The organism is Neotabrizicola sp. VNH66, assembly GCF_049445895.1.
Lineage (GTDB): Bacteria > Pseudomonadota > Alphaproteobacteria > Rhodobacterales > Rhodobacteraceae > Pseudogemmobacter.
The window spans coordinates 267,158-284,501 of the sequence record NZ_JBMSDW010000003.1 but is presented as its reverse complement, the minus strand read 5'-3'; the positions used below and the strand labels follow the sequence as shown (position 1 = coordinate 284,501).

Sequence of the window (17,344 nt, the reverse complement as noted above, 5' to 3'; positions counted from 1 at the left end):
AAAGGGACCAGCCAGCCGGAAAGGACGCGTTCATGCTGAAGACCGACCTTGCCGCCCGGCTGCGGGATGATCTGTGCAGCGCGCTTTCCCTGCTGACCCGCCTGCCCGTCCCCGCCCATGCGTTCCGCGGGGCCGCTGGGGCCTGGGCCTGGGCCCTGGTCGGCGCTCTGGTCGGCGGGTTCGGCGCGGCGGCCGGGGCGCTGGCGGCATGGGCCGGGGCAGGTCCGGGCCCCGCCGCCGCCGCCGCGCTAGCCGCCATGGCGCTGACGACCGGCGGCCTGCATGAAGACGGGCTGGCCGATACCGCCGACGGGCTTCTCGGCGGGCGCGACCGCGACCGACGGCTGGAGATCATGAAGGACAGCCGCATCGGCAGCTATGGCGCGCTGGCGCTGATGCTGGTCACGCTGGCGCAATGGTCTGCGCTGGCCGCGGCCTCTGCCCCCGCGCTGATCGCCGCCGCCGCACTCTCCCGCGCGCCGATGGCCGCGGTCATGGCCGCCCTGCCCCCGGCCCGGGCCACCGGCCTCTCTGCGGGAACCGGCCGCCCCACGGCGGGAACCGCGCTGGCCGCCTGCGCGCTGGCGCTTCTGATCGCCCTCGCCCTCTGCGGCACCAAAGCCCTCGTGGCCGCGGCAGCGATCCTTGTCCTCACCACCCTCCTCGCCCGCGTGGCACAAAGCCGGATCGGCGGCCAGACCGGCGATATCCTCGGCGCCAGCCAGCAGATCGCCATGGCCGCGGCGCTGCCCCTTCTCGCCTGACCGGCCCCTTTATCTTGGCCCAAATATCCCGGGGGGAGTCTCCGTCAGGAGACGGGGGGCAGCGCCCCCCTGCGCGGCTGCACAGAAGACCCGCGCCCAATCCTCTGGCCTTTGCCGCCCACCCGCGCTATCGGTGACCCGACCCATACCCCGGACTAGGCCCATGTCTGACACGCGCACCGACTTTTCCGACGCCATCTCCTCGGTCGAGGAGATCATCGAAGACGCCCGCAACGGGCGCATGTTCATCCTCGTCGATCATGAGGACCGCGAGAACGAGGGCGACCTCGTGATCCCGGCGCAGATGTGCACGCCCTCTGCGATCAATTTCATGGCGACCCACGGCCGCGGGCTGATCTGCCTTGCGATGCCGGGCAGCCGGATCGACGCGCTCGGCCTGCAACTGATGAGCACCAAGAACTCGTCGCGGCATGAGACCGCCTTCACCGTCTCGATCGAGGCGCGCGAGGGCGTGTCCACCGGCATCTCGGCCGCGGACCGCGCGCGCACCGTCTCGGTCGCCATCGACCCGAGCCACGGGCCCGCGGATATTGCCACGCCGGGCCATATCTTCCCGCTGCGCGCCCGTGACGGCGGCGTCCTTGTCCGCGCAGGCCACACCGAGGCGGCGGTGGATGTCAGCCGTCTGGCCGGGCTGAACCCCTCGGGCGTGATCTGCGAGATCATGAACGAAGACGGCACCATGGCCCGCCTGCCCGAGCTGATCGGCTTTGCGCAAAAGCACGGGCTGAAGATCGGCACCATCTCGGACCTGATCGCCTACCGCCGCCGCCACGACAATCTGGTGAACGAAAAGGCGGTCAAATCCGTCAGCTCGATCCATGGCGGCGACTGGCTGATGCGCGTCTATACCGACGAGACGCAGGGCGCCGAGCATGTCGTGCTGTCCAAGGGCGACCTGACCACCCCCGAGCCGGTGCTGGTCCGCGTCCATGCGCTGAACCCGATGGAAGATGTGCTGGGCATCGGCAATTGCGCCAGCCTGCCCAAGGCGATGAAGCTGATCGCCAACGAGGGCCGCGGCGTCGTGGTCCTTCTGCGCGACACCACGATGAAACTGGTCGAAGCGGGCGAGCATTCGCCACAGACGCTGCGGCAATACGGGCTGGGGGCGCAGATCCTGTCCTCGCTCGGCCTGTCGCAGATCACCCTTGTCACCAATTCCAAGGCGCCCAAGGTCATCGGCCTTGACGCCTATGGCCTGACCATCGCGGGCACCCGCCCCCTGACGGAGTGAACCCCATGGCGTCCTCGGAACAGCATTACAGCCTCCCCCTGCCCAGCTTCGACCGTCCGGTGAAGCTTCTGATCGTGGTGGCCCCCTATTACCGCGACATCGCCGACAATCTGATCGCCGGCGCCCGCGCCACGGGCGAAGCGGCCGGCGCCAGTGTCGATCTGGTCGAGGTGCCCGGCGCGCTGGAAATCCCGACCGCCATCGGCATCGCGCAGCGCATGGGCGATTACGACGGCTTCGTGGCCCTCGGCTGCGTCATCCGGGGCGAGACGACGCATTACGACACTGTCTGCAACGACAGCTCACGCGGGATCACCCTTCTGGGTCTGCAGGGCGTCTGCATCGGCAACGGCATCCTGACGGTCGAGAACAAGCCGCAGGCCGATGTCCGCGCCGACCCGAACGGCCAGAACAAGGGCGGCGGTGCCGCAGCGGCGGCCTTGCACCTGATCGCGCTTTCCCGCAAATGGGCCGCCCAGACAAAGGGAATCGGATTCCGCGCATGACCACCGCCCCCACCAAGCGCCAGATGAAATCGGCGGCCCGGCTTTATGCCGTGCAGGCGCTGTTTCAGATGGAAAGCTCGGGCCAGACCATCAAGGCCGTCTGCCGGGAGTTCGAGGTGCATCGCTTCGGCGCCACCTATGACGAGGGCGAGTTCATCGAGGGCGATCTGGACCATTTCCGCGCCGTGGTGGACCATGCCGTCAACTGGCAGGCGCTGATCGACCAGATGACCGACCGGGCGCTTGTGGCGAAATGGCCGATCGGCCGGATCGACCCGGTGCTGCGCGCGCTGTTCCGCGCCGCGGGGGCGGAGCTGACGCAGATGGACACGCCACCCAAGGTGGCGATCACCGAATATGTCGATGTGGCCCGCGCCTTCTTTCCCGAGGGCAAGGAATCCGGCTTCGTGAACGCGGTGCTGGATCATATGGCGCGCGAGGCCAAGCCCGCGGCCTTCTGATGCGTCATACTGGGGCAACCGGAATCATCAGGAGTGCCCCGGAATGAAGAAGACCCTGACCCTTGCCGCCATAAGCGCGCTGCTGGCGCTGCCCCTTCACGCGGAAGAGATTGCCGCAGGCGAATGGCAGGTGCTGGCCGTGGACGGCGCGTTGTTTGCCGCCGAAGCGACCTTCTCGGTTACCCCCGACGGCCAGATCGCGGGCAAGGCGCCTTGCAACCGTTACTTCGGGCAGAGCAAGGCCGCGCTGCCCGCCCTGCAGCTGGATGCCATCGGTGCCACACGCATGGCCTGCGATGCCATGGCCGCCGAAGACCAGTTTCTGACGGCGCTGTCCTCCATGACCGGAGCAGAGCTGCGCGAGGATCATCTGGTCCTGACCGGGCCGGAAGGACGCAGCATCGAACTGGTGCGCGACCGCGGCGACAAGGCGGGGGTCTGCCTGACCTGCACTGCCTGACGGATCAACGGGCGGCCACCGCCTGCGCGGGCGCCGTCCGCTCATAAAGCTCGGCCGCGCGGTCGAAGAAACGGTCGCGGATCGCGGCGCGTTCCATCGGCAGTTCATGCCGGGCCTCGGGGTAGAAATCCAGCTCTGCCCCGGGCCATGCGGCCATGCGGCGGCGGATCGGACCCGGCTCGACAATGCCTTCATGCCCGCCCAGGCCCACGATGGCGGGCACGTCCGGCGCGGCCATCCGCAACAGCGCCCGCGCCTCGCGCAGGGCATCGCGCACCCAGCCCAGACTGGGGCCGCCCAGCCCGAAGCCGGATTCGGCCAGCGCGTGGCGGTGCATATAGGCCCACATCTCCGGATCGCCGGTCAGCAGGTTGCCCTCGAACGGGGCGACCAGCAGATAGCTTTTGCCAGAGGTGGTGGGCGCATAGCCGTGATCCTGCGGCAGCCGCAGCCGCAGCCGCGACAGAACCGCCGCCGAGGGGCGCCGCCAGATCGGCATATGGATGCCCCACATCGGTGCCGAAAACACCGCGGCGCGGAAGCCCAGATCACGATAGAGCGCGCGCAGACCGATCAGCCCGCCCATCGAATGGGCCATCATCATCAGCGGGCCGCAGAAGCCCGCAGCCCCGCCCTCCTGCCGCAACCAGAGCAAAGCGGCGTCCAGATCCAGCTGATAATCTGCGAAGGCCCCGACATGGCCCAGCATCGGATCGGGCAGGATGCGGTCGGCCAGACCTTGCCCGCGCCAGTCGATCGTCAGGACCGACCAGCCGCGCTGCCGCAGTGCTGCTGCCGCCCGCCCGTATTTTTCGACATATTCGGTGCGGCCGGGCAGCAGGACCACCGTCCCCTTCGCCCCGCCCGGCCACAGGCCCAGACGGATGCGGACCCCGTCGGACGCGCGCAACCAGACGGCATGGCCGCCTTCAGGCCCATCGGCCAGATCGGCGCGGAACGGGGCGGCCTCAGCAGTCACGACAGGGCCGATCCCAGCTTCATCGCCAGCCCCATCGACCCGTCGACCGACAGCTTGCCGGTCATGAAGGCCATGGTCGGGTTCATATCGCCTTCGAGAATGGCCTGAAACGTCTCGGCCGTGGCGGTCAGGGTGACATCCGCCTCTTCATCCCCGGCGCGAACACCGCCGGCATCCAGCATGATCGCGCCTTCATCCTTGATCACAAACTTTGCCACGCCGTCGAATCCCCCCGACAGTTTTGCCGCCAGCTTCTCGACAGCCTTGTCCACGATCTCGCTCATCCCCAAGTCTCCCTTTCGTGACCTTGCCGCCGCTGGCATTTCACCGCGGATCGGCTACAGTTTGGTATATGAAAGCCATGATCCGGTTTCACAATCATGTCGTTGCGGCACTTCTGGCCGTCTTTCTGGCCGCATTGCCCGCAGGGGCGGTGGACCGGGCCAAGCTGGACAGCCTGTTCAGCCGCCTGAAGGACGCAAAAGACGCGGGCGAGGCCGGGCGGATCGAATCGGAAATACAGATCGAATGGACCAAATCCGGCTCTCCGGCGATGGATCTGCTGTATCAGCGCGCGACGGATGCGCTGGCCGTGGGCAATGCGCAGGCCGCGGTGGAACATTTTACGGCGATCATAGACCATGATCCGGCCTTCGTGGCGGCGTGGGACGGGCGGGCCGCGGCCTATTACCTGTCGGGCGAAATCGGCCCCGCCGTGGGCGATCTGGCCCATGTCCTGACGGCGGAGCCGCGGCATTTCGCGGCGCTGGCGGGTCTGGCCACCATCCTTGAAGAAACGGGCGACAAAGAAAAGGCACTTGCAGCCTATCGCGCGGCAGCCGACATTCACCCCTACATGCAGGATGTGAACGACGCCATCGACCGTCTGTCGAAGGACCTTGAGGGGCAGGACCTTTAAACAATGGATGCGCCCCGGCGGGTGACGGCGGTCCTTGGACCGACGAACACCGGCAAGACCCATCATGCCATCGAACGCATGCTGACGCACCGCACCGGGGTGATCGGCCTGCCGCTGCGTCTTCTGGCGCGCGAAGTCTATGACCGCGTGGTCGCCAAGGCCGGGCCGTCGCGGGTGGCGCTGGTCACCGGGGAAGAGCGGATCGTTCCCGAACGCGCGCAATACTGGGTCTGCACGACCGAGGCGATGCCGCAGGACAATCTGGCCGACTTCGTCTGCGTGGACGAGATCCAGCTTTGCGCCGATCCGGAGCGCGGCCATGTCTTCACCGACCGCCTGCTGCGCGCGCGAGGAACGAATGAGACGCTGTTCCTCGGGTCAGACACCATGCGGGGCGCGATTGCAGGGCTGGTGCCGAACCTGACCTATACCAAGCGCGACCGCTTTTCGACCTTGCGCTATGCAGGTTCGAAAAAGATAAGCCGCATGCCAGAACGCTCAGCCATCGTTGGGTTTTCTGTTGAAAATGTCTATGCCATTGCCGAGCTGATCCGGCGTCAGAAGGGCGGCTGCGCGGTGGTCATGGGTGCGCTTTCGCCCCGGACGCGGAATGCGCAGGTCGAACTCTACCAGAATGGCGATGTGGATTATCTGGTGGCGACCGATGCCATCGGCATGGGGCTGAACCTCGACATCAAACACGTGGCCTTCTCCTCCACCTCGAAATTCGACGGGCGGCGGATGCGGGCGCTGCTGCCGCAGGAGATCGGCCAGATCGCCGGGCGCGCGGGCCGCCATACCGAGGACGGCAGCTTCGGCGTGACGGGTGAGGCCCGGCCCTTCAGTCAGGAGCTGGTCGACCAGATCGAGGCGCACCGCTTTGCCCCGGTGAAAAAGCTGATGTGGCGCAATGCCGATCTGGATTTCGCCAGCGCCGAGCATCTGATCCGCTCGCTGGAACGGCCGACCTTCGACGAATGGCTGTCGCGCGCGCGGGATGCCGATGACGTTCTGGCGCTGAAGACGCTGTCCGCCATGCCCGAGGTGGCCGCCCTTCTGACCGGGCCGAAACGGGTGCAGCTTCTGTGGGACGTCTGCCGCATCCCGGACTTCCGCAACGCCAGTGAATCCGACCATGCCCATCTCCTGTCGCGGATTTTCGAATTCCTCGTGGGCAAGGGCATCGGCGGCGGGCGCATCCCCTCGGACTGGCTGGCGAAATCCATCGCGCGCATCGACCGGACCGATGGTGATATCGACGCTTTGTCCAAGCGGTTGGCGTATATCCGCACATGGACCTATGTCGCGCAGCGCAAGAACTGGGTCGATGACGAATCCCATTGGCGGGGAGAGACCCGCGCGGTAGAAGACCGCCTGTCAGACGCGCTGCATCAGCGCCTTACGCAACGCTTTGTCGACCGGCGGACATCTGTGCTGCTTCGCCGGTTGAAACAGAAGGAGGACCTCGTGGCCGAGGTTAACGACAAGGGCGAAGTGACCGTCGAGGGTCAGTTCACCGGACGCCTAGAAGGGTTCCGCTTCCAGCAGGACGCCAGCGCCGGCACGGATGAGGGCAAAACCCTGCGTCAGGCTGCCATCGCGGCGCTGAAGCCGGAATTCCATCTCCGCGCGGACCGTTTCTACAACGCGCCCGATACCGAGATGGATTTCACCGAACAGGGCGGGCTGATGTGGGGATCCCACGCGGTCGGCAAGCTGGTGAAGGGGTCAGAACCCCTGAAGCCCGGGGTCGAACCCTTCGTGGATGAAGAGGCAGGCCCGGAGGTGACCGAGAAGGTCCGCCGCCGGTTGCAGCATTTCATCGACCGCAAGGTCGCCGCGCAATATGAGCCGCTTCTGGCCATGGCGCGGGACGAGGCGCTGGCCGGTCTGGCCCGCGGCTTCGCCTTCCGCCTGTCCGAAACGCTGGGCGTCATCCCGCGCGAGGCGGTGGCGACGGAGGTGAAGGAACTGGATCAGGACGCCCGCGGCGCGCTGCGCAAGCATGGCGTGCGGTTCGGCCAGTACACCGTCTTCCTGCCCGCCCTGCTGAAGCCCGCTCCCACCCGGCTGCGGCTGGTGCTGTGGTCGCTGTGGAACGGGCTGTCGGAATTCCCCGAAAGCCCGCCCCCCGGTCTGGTGACCATCCCGAACATCGCCGAAGTGCCGAAAGAGCATTACACCCTGTCGGGCTATCGCCCCGCAGGCACCCGCGCCATCCGCATCGACATGCTGGAACGGCTGGCCGACATCCTGCGCACGAAGGATTCGCGCGCCGGGTTCGAAGCGACGCCGGACATGCTGTCGATCACCGGCATGACGCTGGAACAATTCGCCGATCTGATGGGCGGGTTGGGCTACAAGGGTGAAAAGGCCGAACGTCCGAAGGTCAAGGCCGCCCCCGTGGTGGCGCCGGCCGAGGTGGAAGCCGCCATCGAGGCGGCGGCCGCGTCCGGCCAGCCGATCCCCGAGGAGGTCTCGCTTCTGGCCCCCGTGCCAGAGGCTGCGCCGGAAGAGGCGCCGCTCCCCGAGGGCGAGGCTGTGGCCGAGACCGCACCCGAGATGGAGACCTATTATACCTTCACCTGGGCACCGAAGCCCCGCTTCCAGCGCCCCGAGCGTGGCCCCCGTCAGGAACGGTCCGAAGGCCAGCCTCGCGGAGACCGCCCGCAGGGCGAACGCCGTGGCCCGCGCGGTGACCGTCCTCAAGGGGACCGCCCGCAAGGTGACCGCCCTCAGGGCGACCGTCCGCGTGGTGACAAGCCACAGGGGGATCGTCCGCAGGGTGACCGCCCGCAAGGGGAGCGGCGCGACCGCAAGGACTTTGGCGGCAAGCCGCAGGGCAAGCATGGCAAGCCCGAGCGGCGCAACGACGGGCCGAAGAACTTTGAGGCGCGTCCGCCCAAGAAGGACAAGCCCATCGACCCCGACAATCCCTTCGCCGCGCTTCTGGCGCTGAAGGGCAAGGTCTGAGCCTTGGCAAAGGTCGGCGGCGGACGGCATCCCCTCTCGCACGAGGCGCCCGCCCCGACCGTTCCGCGCATCCGCATCGACAAATGGCTGTGGCAGGCGCGATTCTTCAAATCCCGTACCCTTGCCGCCGAGATGGTGGAGACCGGACATGTCCGGGTGAACGGCACGCCGGTCGCCCGCCCCTCGCGCGAGGTGGGGCCGGGCGATACGCTGACCTTCCCGCAGGGACGAAATATCCGCCTGATCCGCATTCTGGAGACGGGCGTCCGCCGCGGGCCCGCATCCGAGGCACAGACGCTCTTTCTTGACCTTGATGCCCCCCCGATGGTGCCGCCCCCGCTTGAATGATCGGCGGCGCTGGCGTAACTGGCAGGGCAAAGACCGCTTTCGGGGCCAGCCATGACCTATGTCGTCACCGACAACTGCATCGCCTGCAAATACACCGATTGCGTCGAGGTCTGCCCGGTGGACTGCTTCTATGAAGGGGTCAACACGCTGGTCATCCACCCCGACGAATGCATCGACTGCGGCGTCTGCGAACCGGAATGCCCGGCCGACGCCATCCGCCCGGACACCGAGCCGGATATGGAGGAATGGGTGTCCTTCAACCGCAAATATGCGGAGCTGTGGCCGGTGATCACCGAAAAGCGCGATCCCCTGCCCGACCATGAGGCGCGCGACGGCGAGACTGGCAAGCTGGAGAAATATTTCAGCCCGGAACCCGGCCAGGGCAGCTGAACCGGCCTTCGTTCACGATTCGCTGACACAGCGTTCAAAGACGGCCAGCCGGCCAAAAACAGCTTGATTTCCTTGCGTTTGGCGCAGGGCCGCTTTGTTTCGCGGCAGTTGGAATCATGCCATTTCTGTGTTATGGTGTGTTCACAAACAAACAAGGATGCCGTTCCCCTGTTCCGGCGCTGCTCGCCCGGGGCGGATTTTCTGTGAAAACTCCCGCGTCATGCCCGCAGGTTCCGCCTGCGGCAGGCGCAATTGTCGCGGCGGCGTCCGCCCGAGGAAAGCCCGAATGACCAAGTCGAAGAAGCCTGAGTTCCGCCCCGACGAGTTTGTCGTTTATCCCGCCCATGGCGTCGGCAAGATCATGTCCATCGAGGAGCAGGAGATCGCCGGTTTCAAGCTGGAGCTCTTCGTCATCCATTTCGAGAAGGACAAGATGACCCTGCGCGTCCCCACGCACAAGGCCACCGAGATCGGCATGCGCGCCCTGTCCGCGCCCGATGTGGTCAGCCGCGCGCTGGAAACCCTGAAGGGCAAGGCCAAGGTCAAGCGGGCGATGTGGTCGCGCCGCGCGCAGGAATATGAGCAGAAGATCAACTCGGGCGATCTGATGGCGATTGCCGAAGTGGTGCGCGACCTGCACCGTTCGGACGACCAGCGCGAGCAAAGCTATTCCGAGCGTCAGCTGTACGAACAGGCGCTGGAGCGTCTGACCCGCGAAGTCGCCGCCGTGTCCGGCGTGGATGAGGCGGGCGCGCAGAAGAAGGTGGACGAGGTTCTGCTGTCGCGCGCGGCGTGAGGTTTTCCGGACGAACAGAAAACGGCGGTCCCGAAAGGCCGCCGTTTTTCATTGCGCAACGTTTCTCCTGCGCCTGACCGCTTGTCCTTGCAACGCCGGAGGCGACGGGAAGTGGGCCGGAAGCCGCGACCTTCAGCCGAAATACCGCTCGGCAGGCAGCCAGGCGGCCAGCCGCCCTGCGGCGCACCATTCCGCCTCCAGCCCGTGGTCGCCCACAAGGATCACCCGGTCGGCGGGCTGTCCCTGCAAAGCGGCGCGGATGCGGTCACGGATGACAGGAAAGCTGTCCAGCGCCCAAGGCGCGGGCCAAGCCCCGTCCAGCACCGGATTTCCCGCGGTCATCAGGTCCGCCGTCAGCGGCGCCACCGCCAGCCCGCGCCGTGACGCCGCAACATTGGCCAGTTTCGCGGCCTTGGCCTCCGGCATGGCCGGGCGCTGCGCCGTCACCCGCAGCGCATTCGACGAGAACAGGAAGGCCACCACATCATGCCCGGTCTGCGCCCGGACCGAGGCATAGGTGCGATAATCCAGCCCCAGTTCGGCCGCGCGCTTCACCCGGTTGCGCACCACTTCGATGGGCAGGGTGGGCAGCAACGCGGTCCGGGCGGCGGTCCAGCAATGGGTCCGCCAGGTTTTGCCCGGCTCCATCGACGGGCCGCGGTTGTGGCCGATCCCGCTCATGCCGTCACTCCCATTCCCGCAGCCGCGCCACGTAGCGCGCCATCGTATCCACCTCGAGGTTCACCGCATCGCCCTCGGCCACGCTGCCCCATGTGGTGACCTTGCGGGTGTGGGGGATGAAGTTGATGCCGAAATCGGTCCCCTCCACCTCATTCACCGTCAGCGAGGTGCCGTTCAGCGCGACAGATCCCTTCTGCGCGATGAACCGGGCCAAAGCCTCAGGCGCGCGGAAGGTCACGCGGAGCGAGTCCCCCTCGGGCCGCAGCCGCACCACCTGCGCCACGCCGTCGACATGGCCCGAAACGATGTGGCCGCCCAGTTCGTCCCCCACCCGCAGGGCGCGTTCAAGGTTCAGCCGCTTGCCGACCGTCCAGCCGCCCAGATTGGTCTTCGACACCGTCTCGGCGCTGATTTCCACGTCGAACCAGTCGCGCGGCGCCTTGCCCTTGGCCACCACGGTCAGGCAGACCCCCTCGCAGGAGATCGAGGCGCCGATCTCGACCCCTGCCACATCATAGGCGGTGCCGATCCGCGCCCGCAGGTCGCCGCGCTGCTCCAGCTCCAGCACCTCGCCCATATCCGTCACGATCCCGGTGAACATTGCCGCCGTCCTTTCCGTTTTCCGATCTATCCCGCGCGGGCCCGCCCGAGGCAAGCCCTGCCCGGGTCCAATTTTCGCCGTTCTTTCTGGCAATCGTTCACGAATATAGGCGATCCTGCCGACTGGCGCAGCGGGCATCCCTGCGGCATCAAGGGATTGAAGGGGAGAATGGGGCGGCAGATGCGGCTTTCGGGACAGGGCAGGCGTTTCCTGATGCTACAGGGTCCGCACGGGCCCTATTTCTCACGTCTGGGCCGGATGCTGAAACGGTCCGGGGCCGAGGTGTGGCGCATCGGCTTCAACCGGGGCGACCGGGCGTTCTGGCATGACCGGGCAAGCTTCATCCCTTTCCGGGGCGCGGCCGGGGACTGGCCCGCCACCTTTGCCGCTGTGGTCGCGGAAAAAGGCATCACCGATCTGGTGCTTTATGGCGACACCCGGCCGATCCATGCCAAGGCGGTCGCCATTGCCCGCGACAAGGGCCTGACGATCCATGTCTTCGAGGAAGGCTATCTGCGCCCCTATTGGGTGACCTATGAACGCGGCGGATCGAACGGCCATTCGCGGCTGATGGACACCCCGGTCGAGGCGATGCGCGAGGCTTTGGCCCGCGCCGATATGGAGATGCCGGACGCGCCCGCCCGCTGGGGTGACATGCGGCAACACATGTTCTGGGGCGCGATCTACCACTGGTTCGTCATGACCGGCTTCTGGGATTTCCGCAATTTCCGCCCGCATCGCGCATTGACCGTGCGGCAGGAATTCCTCCTGTATCTGCGTCGCCTTGCCCTGCTGCCGTTTCACGCGCTGGAACGGCGGGTGGCCACCTGGCGCATCCGGTTCGGCGGCTTTCCCTATCATCTGGTCATGCTGCAGCTGGAGCATGACGCCAGTTTCCGCGAACATTCCCCCTTCTCCACCATGGCCGAATTTCTGGCGCTGGTGACCGAGGGCTTTGCCAAAGGCGCGCCGCCACATCACCATCTGGTCTTCAAGGCGCATCCGCTGGAAGACGGGCGGGTGCCGGTGAAAAAGGAGATCTACGCGCTCGCCCGCCAGCATGGTGTGGCCGACCGGGTGCATTTCGTGCGTGGGGGCAAGCTGGCGGCGCTGTTGAACCATGCCCGCAGCGCGGTGACAGTGAATTCCACCGCCGGGCAACAGGCCCTGTGGCGCGGTCTGCCGCTGCGCGCCTTCGGCCGGGCGGTCTATTCCAAGCCGGAATTCGTCTCCAATCAGCCGGCAGAGCGGTTTTTTGCCCAGCCGAAGCGTCCCGATACCCGCGCCTACCGCGATTACCGGCATTATCTGCTGGAAACCTCGCAGGTGGCGGGCGGCTTCTACTCCTCGCGGGGGCGGCGCGAATTGCTACGACAGGTTGTGGATATGATGCTGTCCGAGCAGGATCCCTATGATGCGCTCTTGTCCGGAAACGCGGCACCGCGGCAACAGTTGCGTGTCGTGACCTGACGGGCGCGGAACGTGGCGCTTTCATTTTCTGTCGGGATTCCGTATCGTTGCGGACAAAAGTTGAGGCAGACCAAAAAAACTTGAGGCAAACCATAAAGGGGCCCGAGCAGTGATCAGGATTTCGACGAGGGGGGCACAGGCCCTTGCCTTGCTTGCGGCCCTTTCGGTGACGGCAAGCTGCGGGTTGCCGCGACCGGGGCCCAACAAGAAGGAAATCTTCGCAGGTTCCGTCCTGAAAGAGGGCGACGCCTTCATCGTCACGGTGAACCCGCGGGTGACGCGCGCCACTGCGGTGCTGCCCTCCTTCGGCTTTTCGGATGCGTTCCGCAGTGCGGGTGTCGTCGGGTCGGACACGCTGGCGCCGGGCGATGTCTTGGGCATCACCATCTTCGAAAACGTCAAGGACGACCCGCTTCTGGGCAACACCGGCCAGCGCGTCAGCGCCCTGACCGAGGTGCAGGTGGACGGCCAAGGCTATATCTTCATCCCCTATGCCGGGCGGATCAAGGCGGCGGGCCAGACGCCGGACGGCTTGCGTCAGGCGATCACCCGCAAGCTGGACGCCCAGACGCCCGACCCGCAGATCACCGTCACGCGGCTGGCGGGCGACGGATCATCGGTGTCGATCTCGGGCATGGTGGCCGGTCCCGGCGTCTATCCGATCGAACGGCCGACGCGGACGCTGGCCTCGATGCTGGCCAAGGCGGGCGGCGTGGCCATCGAACCTGCCGTTGCCATCGTGCGGGTGACCCGCGGCAAGCATACCGGCAAGGTCTGGCTGAAGGATCTGTGGGAAAACCCCGCGCTGGACATCGCCCTGCGCCCCGGCGACCAGATCGTCATCGAACAGGATCAGCGCAAGTTCGTGGCCCTTGGCGCCACCGGAACGCAGGCGCTGGTGCCGTTTGAATCTGAGACGCTTTCCGCCATCGAGGCCATCGCCACCGTGGGCGGACTGCAGACCGCGGCGGCCGACCCGACCGGCGTCTTCGTGTTCCGCAACGAACCGGCGGCCATCGCCAATGTCGTTCTGGGGCGCAAGGACCTCGTCGGCGACCAGCGCATGGTCTATGTGCTGGACCTGACCGCCCCCACCGGCATGTTCGAGGCGCGCGATTTCTTGATCCGCGACGGCGACACCGTCTATGTGACCGAGGCGCCCTATGTGCAGTGGAACAAGACGCTCTCGGCGCTGACCGGGGCCACCGGGGCCACGGCGAACCTTGCCTCCACGGCCGACTCGTTCTCCTCCAGCCCCTGAGGCCATCTTGGCCATCGAACGCGATCCGAAACCACAGGCCGCCGCGGAGATTCCGCGGCGGCTTTGCCATCTGAACCTGTCCTTCCTGCGCGACCGGCGCTTGCGGCGCATTCTGGCGCTGGCCGGGCATGATCTGGTGCCGGGCCTGCCACGCCCCGGCGACGGTGTAGCGGTCTGGGGCCAAAGCCCCACCGCCTGGCGGGGGGAGCGGGTGGCCGAACGCCGGGGCGCGCCCTTGGTGCGGATCGAGGATGCCTTTCTGCGCAGCCTTCGCCCCGGGCGGGCGGGCGATGCAACGCTGGGGCTGATGCTGGACGCGGACGGGGTGCATTTCGACCCGGCCCGCCCGTCGCGGCTGGAACATATCCTTGCCACCGATCCGCTGGATGATGCGGCCCTGCTGGCCCGCGCCAAGGAGGCGATGGCCCGGCTGAGGCACCTGCATCTGTCGAAATACAACGCCCATGATCCGGCGCTGCCGCCCCCCGCGCCGGGCTATGTGCTGGTCGTGGACCAGACGGCGGGCGATGCCTCGCTCCGCGCCTCAGGTGCGGATCAATCCACCTTCGAGGAGATGCTGGAGGCCGCCCGTGCCGCCCATCCCCGTGCGCGGCTGCTGCTGAAGACCCATCCCGAAACCGCCGCGGGCCTGCGCGCCGGGCATTACGGCCCGCAGCATGCCCGCAATGGGGCGGAACTGGTCACTGCGCCGCATTCGCCGTGGCACCTCTTGGAGGGCGCGGTGGCGGTCTATACCGTCAGCTCGCAACTGGGGTTCGAGGCCATTCTGGCCGGCCACCGCCCGCAGGTCTGGGGCCAGCCCTTTTACGCCGGCTGGGGCCTGACCGAAGACCGTACGCCCCTGCCACGCCGCAGCCGCCGCCTGACCAAGGCGCAGCTCTTTGCCGCGGCGATGATCCTGGCGCCGGTCTGGTATGACCCCTGCCGCGACCGGCTTTGCGCACTGGAAGAGGTGATCGACCAGCTGGAGGCCGAGACCCGCGCCTTCCGGCAGGACCGTCACGGCCATGTGGCAGCGGGGATGCGGCTCTGGAAACGCGGGCGGCTGCAGAAATTCTTTGGCGCGGAAAAGCCGCTGCGCTTTGTGGACGATCCCGCGCAGGCTGCGCCTGTCGCAGCACGGCAAGGCAACGGCCTGCTGGTCTGGGCCGGAAAGGCCCCGCCGGACCTGCCCGCCCTGCGGGTGGAGGACGGGTTTCTCCGCTCTCGCGGCCTTGGCGCGGAACTGGTGCCGCCCCTGTCGCTGGTGGTGGACGATCTGGGCATCTACTACGATCCCACCCGCCCCTCGCGGCTGGAACAGCTGATCCTGTCACCACTACCCCCCGGCGGGCAGGCGCGGGCAGAGCGGCTGATCGACAGGCTGCGGGCGTCGCGGCTGACGAAATACAATCTGGGCGGCGCGCTGCCCGACCTGCCGCCCGGTCCCCGCCTTCTTGTGCCGGGACAGGTGGAGGATGACGCCTCGATCCTGAAGGGCTGCGGCGATCTGCGCACGAACCTTGACCTGCTGCGCACGGCGCGGGCGGCCAATCCTGATGCGGTGATCCTCTATAAACCGCATCCCGATGTGGCTGCGGGCCTGCGGACGGGCGCGATCCCGGCGGCAGAGGCGCGGCACTATGCCGATCTGGTGCTGGACGGCGCGGACATGGGCGCGCTTCTGGATCAGGTGGATGAAGTCTGGACTCTGACCTCCGGCACCGGGTTCGAGGCGCTGATCCGCGGCAAGCGCGTCACTACTCTGGGCGCGCCCTTCTATGCCGGTTGGGGGCTGACCACCGACCTTGGCCCCGTGCCTGCCCGCCGCCTGCGGCGCGAGGATGGCAGTCTGCAACCACGGCCCGATCTGGCCCATCTGGTGCATGCGGCGCTGATCGCCTATCCGCGCTACTGGGACCCGGTCAGCCGCCGCCCCTGCCCGCCTGAGGTCGCGCTGGACCGGCTGGCCACGGGCGACATCCCGCATCCCGGGCGGCTGAACCGCCTGCTGGCGAAATTACAGGGCCGGTTCGCCAGCCATGCGCGCCTTTGGCGCTAGCATCCAGAACCGGATCATAAGGCTGATTCCCGCGCAGACCAGCCCGACCACCAGCCCCATCCACAGCCCCGGCGCGCCATAACCGAAGCGGAAGGCCAAGAGGTAGCTGGACGGCACGCCGATCACCCAATAGCTGACCGCGGCCAGCGCCATCGGCACCTTGGTGTCCTGAATGCCGCGGAGAAGGCCAAGTGCCATGGCCTGTGTCGCATCGGCCAGCTGGAACACCGCCGCCAGCCCCAGAAGCGTGACGCCGAAGGTCAGGATTTCCGCCGAATCGGGGCGGGTTTCATCCAGGAACAGGCCCACGATCACCGCAGGCTCGGTCAGGAACAGCCCGATCACCACCACCGCCACCGCGACCGACAGGCCCATGGCGACCAGCGCCGCATCGCGCAGCGCACGCGGATCACCGGTGCCGGCAAAGCCCGCGACGCGGATGGTCGCCGCGCTGGACAGCCCCACATGCACCATGAAGGCCAGCGCGGCCGCCTCCAGCGCGATGCCATGGGCGGCCAGCTGCGCCGCACCGATCCAACCCATCATGATGGCCGAGGCTTCGAACAAACCGCCCTCGGCCAGCCCGGTCAGGCCGATAGGCCAGCCCAGACGGAACACCTGCCGCATCGCAGGCGCATCCAGCCGCCAGAACCGGCGGAACAGCTGATAGGGACGCAGTGCGGGCAGGAAGGCCGCGTATAGCCCCAGCAACACCATCGACACCGCCTGCACCACCAGCGAGGCGACACCGGCGCCCAGCACCCCCAGCTCGGGCGCGCCGCCGTTGCCGAAGATCAGGAACCAGTTCATGCCGATGTTCACGCCCACGGCGGCCAGGGTCACCCAAAGCACAACCTGCGTCCGGCCCAGTGCCGCCAGCCAGCCCTGCAGCACGGCCACCGCCAGCGCGGGAATCATGCCAAAGCCCACAAGGCGCAGGTAAACCTCGGCCTCGGCCGCGACTTCGGGCTTCTGGTGCAGCGCCAGCAGGATCGGCTCCGCCCACCAGAAAACCGGATAGATCACGAGGCCATAGCCGATGGACAGCCACAGCCCCATCCGCGCTGCGCGGCGCAGCTCGGCATCGTCGCCCCGCGCCCGCGCCTCGGCCGCAAGCGGCATGACCGCCTTGGCAAAGCCGGAGCCCAACACGAAGAGGATGAAGAAGGACGACGACCCGATGACCAGCGCGGCCAGCGGCACCACGCCATACCAGCCCACCATCACGGTGTTGACGACATGCAGCGCCATCTGCGCCAGACTGGAACCGACAAGCGGCAGGCCAAGCGACAACGTGGCGCGCGCATGCGCGGCAAAGGAGATCGGACGTGTGGTCATCCCGCCCGTCTATCCTGAGCCCGGTTTTGCGGCAAGTGCGGTTGCGACAGCGAATGTCGCGACCAGCCCGGCTTTGC

The 17,344-nt window shown here is 67.2% G+C and carries 18 protein-coding genes; 13 read left to right on the top strand and 5 right to left on the bottom strand.

What is annotated here, in order from left to right; translation table 11 throughout:
• The first annotated feature begins 35 nt into the window (after positions 1-35).
• From cobS to ACO2Q5_RS06120, 5 genes are all read left to right on the top strand, one after another.
• A complete protein-coding gene (gene cobS / locus ACO2Q5_RS06140; RefSeq protein ID WP_423289256.1) occupies positions 36-764 on the top strand; it encodes an adenosylcobinamide-GDP ribazoletransferase in 729 nt (242 codons plus the stop codon).
• A 163-nt stretch (positions 765-927) separates the two neighbouring features.
• Positions 928-2,022, top strand: coding sequence for a 3,4-dihydroxy-2-butanone-4-phosphate synthase (ribB, locus tag ACO2Q5_RS06135; protein ID WP_423288975.1), 1,095 nt, complete (start codon positions 928-930; stop codon positions 2,020-2,022).
• Positions 2,023-2,027: 5 nt separating this feature from the next.
• Positions 2,028-2,528, top strand: a complete 501-nt coding sequence (locus tag ACO2Q5_RS06130) for a 6,7-dimethyl-8-ribityllumazine synthase (protein ID WP_423288973.1) — start codon at positions 2,028-2,030, stop codon at positions 2,526-2,528.
• Entirely contained in the window at positions 2,525-2,989 is a 465-nt protein-coding gene (nusB, locus tag ACO2Q5_RS06125; protein WP_423288971.1) for a transcription antitermination factor NusB, read from the top strand. The genes ACO2Q5_RS06130 and nusB overlap by 4 nt, the downstream gene beginning before the upstream one ends.
• Before the next feature lie 43 nt (positions 2,990-3,032).
• Positions 3,033-3,449: an META domain-containing protein gene (locus tag ACO2Q5_RS06120; RefSeq protein WP_423288969.1), complete on the top strand. Its 417-nt coding sequence runs from the start codon at positions 3,033-3,035 to the stop codon at positions 3,447-3,449.
• Between the two features lie 4 nt (positions 3,450-3,453).
• Here the strand turns inward: ACO2Q5_RS06120 and ACO2Q5_RS06115 are convergent, their stop codons facing one another.
• Together ACO2Q5_RS06115 and ACO2Q5_RS06110 are read right to left on the bottom strand one after the other, a co-directional pair.
• Positions 3,454-4,428: an alpha/beta fold hydrolase gene (locus tag ACO2Q5_RS06115; RefSeq protein ID WP_423288967.1), complete on the bottom strand. Its 975-nt coding sequence runs from the start codon at positions 4,426-4,428 to the stop codon at positions 3,454-3,456.
• Positions 4,425-4,712 (bottom strand): SCP2 sterol-binding domain-containing protein, encoded by a 288-nt coding sequence (locus tag ACO2Q5_RS06110; protein WP_423288965.1) that lies wholly within the window; start codon positions 4,710-4,712, stop codon positions 4,425-4,427. Before ACO2Q5_RS06110 ends, ACO2Q5_RS06115 begins: the two co-directional genes overlap by 4 nt.
• A 77-nt stretch (positions 4,713-4,789) precedes the next feature.
• On the opposite strand from ACO2Q5_RS06110, the gene ACO2Q5_RS06105 reads away from it, so the two are divergent.
• The 5 genes from ACO2Q5_RS06105 (at position 4,790) to ACO2Q5_RS06085 (ending at position 9,854) form a co-directional block, all read left to right on the top strand.
• Positions 4,790-5,347, top strand: coding sequence for a hypothetical protein (locus ACO2Q5_RS06105; RefSeq protein WP_423288963.1), 558 nt, complete (start codon positions 4,790-4,792; stop codon positions 5,345-5,347).
• 3 nt (positions 5,348-5,350) lie between these two features.
• Positions 5,351-8,320 carry a helicase-related protein gene (locus ACO2Q5_RS06100; protein WP_423288961.1) on the top strand — a complete coding sequence of 990 codons (2,970 nt, stop codon included), beginning with the start codon at positions 5,351-5,353 and terminating at the stop codon, positions 8,318-8,320.
• A 3-nt stretch (positions 8,321-8,323) separates the two neighbouring features.
• Positions 8,324-8,668, top strand: coding sequence for an RNA-binding S4 domain-containing protein (locus ACO2Q5_RS06095; RefSeq protein ID WP_423288959.1), 345 nt, complete (start codon positions 8,324-8,326; stop codon positions 8,666-8,668).
• A gap of 51 nt (positions 8,669-8,719) precedes the next feature.
• Positions 8,720-9,058 (top strand): ferredoxin FdxA, encoded by a 339-nt coding sequence (gene fdxA / locus ACO2Q5_RS06090; protein WP_423288957.1) that lies wholly within the window; start codon positions 8,720-8,722, stop codon positions 9,056-9,058.
• Positions 9,059-9,344: 286 nt separating this feature from the next.
• Positions 9,345-9,854, top strand: coding sequence for a CarD family transcriptional regulator (locus tag ACO2Q5_RS06085; RefSeq protein WP_423288955.1), 510 nt, complete (start codon positions 9,345-9,347; stop codon positions 9,852-9,854).
• A gap of 132 nt (positions 9,855-9,986) precedes the next feature.
• Here ACO2Q5_RS06085 and ACO2Q5_RS06080 read toward each other — a convergent pair whose 3' ends face one another.
• Both ACO2Q5_RS06080 and ACO2Q5_RS06075 read right to left on the bottom strand, forming a co-directional pair.
• Positions 9,987-10,535, bottom strand: coding sequence for a hypothetical protein (locus ACO2Q5_RS06080; protein ID WP_423288953.1), 549 nt, complete (start codon positions 10,533-10,535; stop codon positions 9,987-9,989).
• A gap of 4 nt (positions 10,536-10,539) precedes the next feature.
• Entirely contained in the window at positions 10,540-11,136 is a 597-nt protein-coding gene (locus ACO2Q5_RS06075) for a riboflavin synthase (protein ID WP_423288951.1), read from the bottom strand.
• Between the two features lie 213 nt (positions 11,137-11,349).
• Between ACO2Q5_RS06075 and ACO2Q5_RS06070 the strand changes: the two genes are divergently transcribed.
• The 3 genes from ACO2Q5_RS06070 (at position 11,350) to ACO2Q5_RS06060 (ending at position 15,929) form a co-directional block, all read left to right on the top strand.
• Positions 11,350-12,606, top strand: coding sequence for a capsule biosynthesis protein (locus ACO2Q5_RS06070; protein WP_423288949.1), 1,257 nt, complete (start codon positions 11,350-11,352; stop codon positions 12,604-12,606).
• A 112-nt stretch (positions 12,607-12,718) separates the two neighbouring features.
• Positions 12,719-13,867, top strand: coding sequence for a polysaccharide biosynthesis/export family protein (locus ACO2Q5_RS06065; protein WP_423289254.1), 1,149 nt, complete (start codon positions 12,719-12,721; stop codon positions 13,865-13,867).
• Positions 13,868-13,874: 7 nt separating this feature from the next.
• A complete protein-coding gene (locus tag ACO2Q5_RS06060) occupies positions 13,875-15,929 on the top strand; it encodes a capsular polysaccharide biosynthesis protein (protein WP_423288947.1) in 2,055 nt (684 codons plus the stop codon).
• On the opposite strand, the gene ACO2Q5_RS06055 is transcribed toward ACO2Q5_RS06060, so the two are convergent.
• A complete protein-coding gene (locus ACO2Q5_RS06055) occupies positions 15,888-17,267 on the bottom strand; it encodes an MATE family efflux transporter (protein ID WP_423288945.1) in 1,380 nt (459 codons plus the stop codon). The two genes, ACO2Q5_RS06060 and ACO2Q5_RS06055, sit on opposite strands and share 42 nt — an antisense overlap.
• Between the last annotated feature and the right edge of the window lie 77 nt (positions 17,268-17,344).

Bases quoted from the DNA above. Each gene is read 5' to 3' on its own strand.
- ACO2Q5_RS06070 (WP_423288949.1), top strand. From the start codon at position 11,350: ATGCTACAGGGTCCGCACGGGCCCTATTTCTCACGTCTGGGCCGGATG.
- nusB (WP_423288971.1), top strand. From the start codon at position 2,525: ATGACCACCGCCCCCACCAAGCGCCAGATGAAATCGGCGGCCCGGCTT.
- ACO2Q5_RS06105 (WP_423288963.1), top strand. From the start codon at position 4,790: ATGATCCGGTTTCACAATCATGTCGTTGCGGCACTTCTGGCCGTCTTT.
- ACO2Q5_RS06085 (WP_423288955.1), top strand. From the start codon at position 9,345: ATGACCAAGTCGAAGAAGCCTGAGTTCCGCCCCGACGAGTTTGTCGTT.
- ACO2Q5_RS06055 (WP_423288945.1), bottom strand. From the start codon at position 17,267: ATGACCACACGTCCGATCTCCTTTGCCGCGCATGCGCGCGCCACGTTG.
- ACO2Q5_RS06100 (WP_423288961.1), top strand. From the start codon at position 5,351: ATGGATGCGCCCCGGCGGGTGACGGCGGTCCTTGGACCGACGAACACC.
- ribB (WP_423288975.1), top strand. From the start codon at position 928: ATGTCTGACACGCGCACCGACTTTTCCGACGCCATCTCCTCGGTCGAG.
- ACO2Q5_RS06110 (WP_423288965.1), bottom strand. From the start codon at position 4,712: ATGAGCGAGATCGTGGACAAGGCTGTCGAGAAGCTGGCGGCAAAACTG.
- ACO2Q5_RS06080 (WP_423288953.1), bottom strand. From the start codon at position 10,535: ATGAGCGGGATCGGCCACAACCGCGGCCCGTCGATGGAGCCGGGCAAA.
- fdxA (WP_423288957.1), top strand. From the start codon at position 8,720: ATGACCTATGTCGTCACCGACAACTGCATCGCCTGCAAATACACCGAT.
- ACO2Q5_RS06120 (WP_423288969.1), top strand. From the start codon at position 3,033: ATGAAGAAGACCCTGACCCTTGCCGCCATAAGCGCGCTGCTGGCGCTG.
- ACO2Q5_RS06130 (WP_423288973.1), top strand. From the start codon at position 2,028: ATGGCGTCCTCGGAACAGCATTACAGCCTCCCCCTGCCCAGCTTCGAC.
- ACO2Q5_RS06075 (WP_423288951.1), bottom strand. From the start codon at position 11,136: ATGTTCACCGGGATCGTGACGGATATGGGCGAGGTGCTGGAGCTGGAG.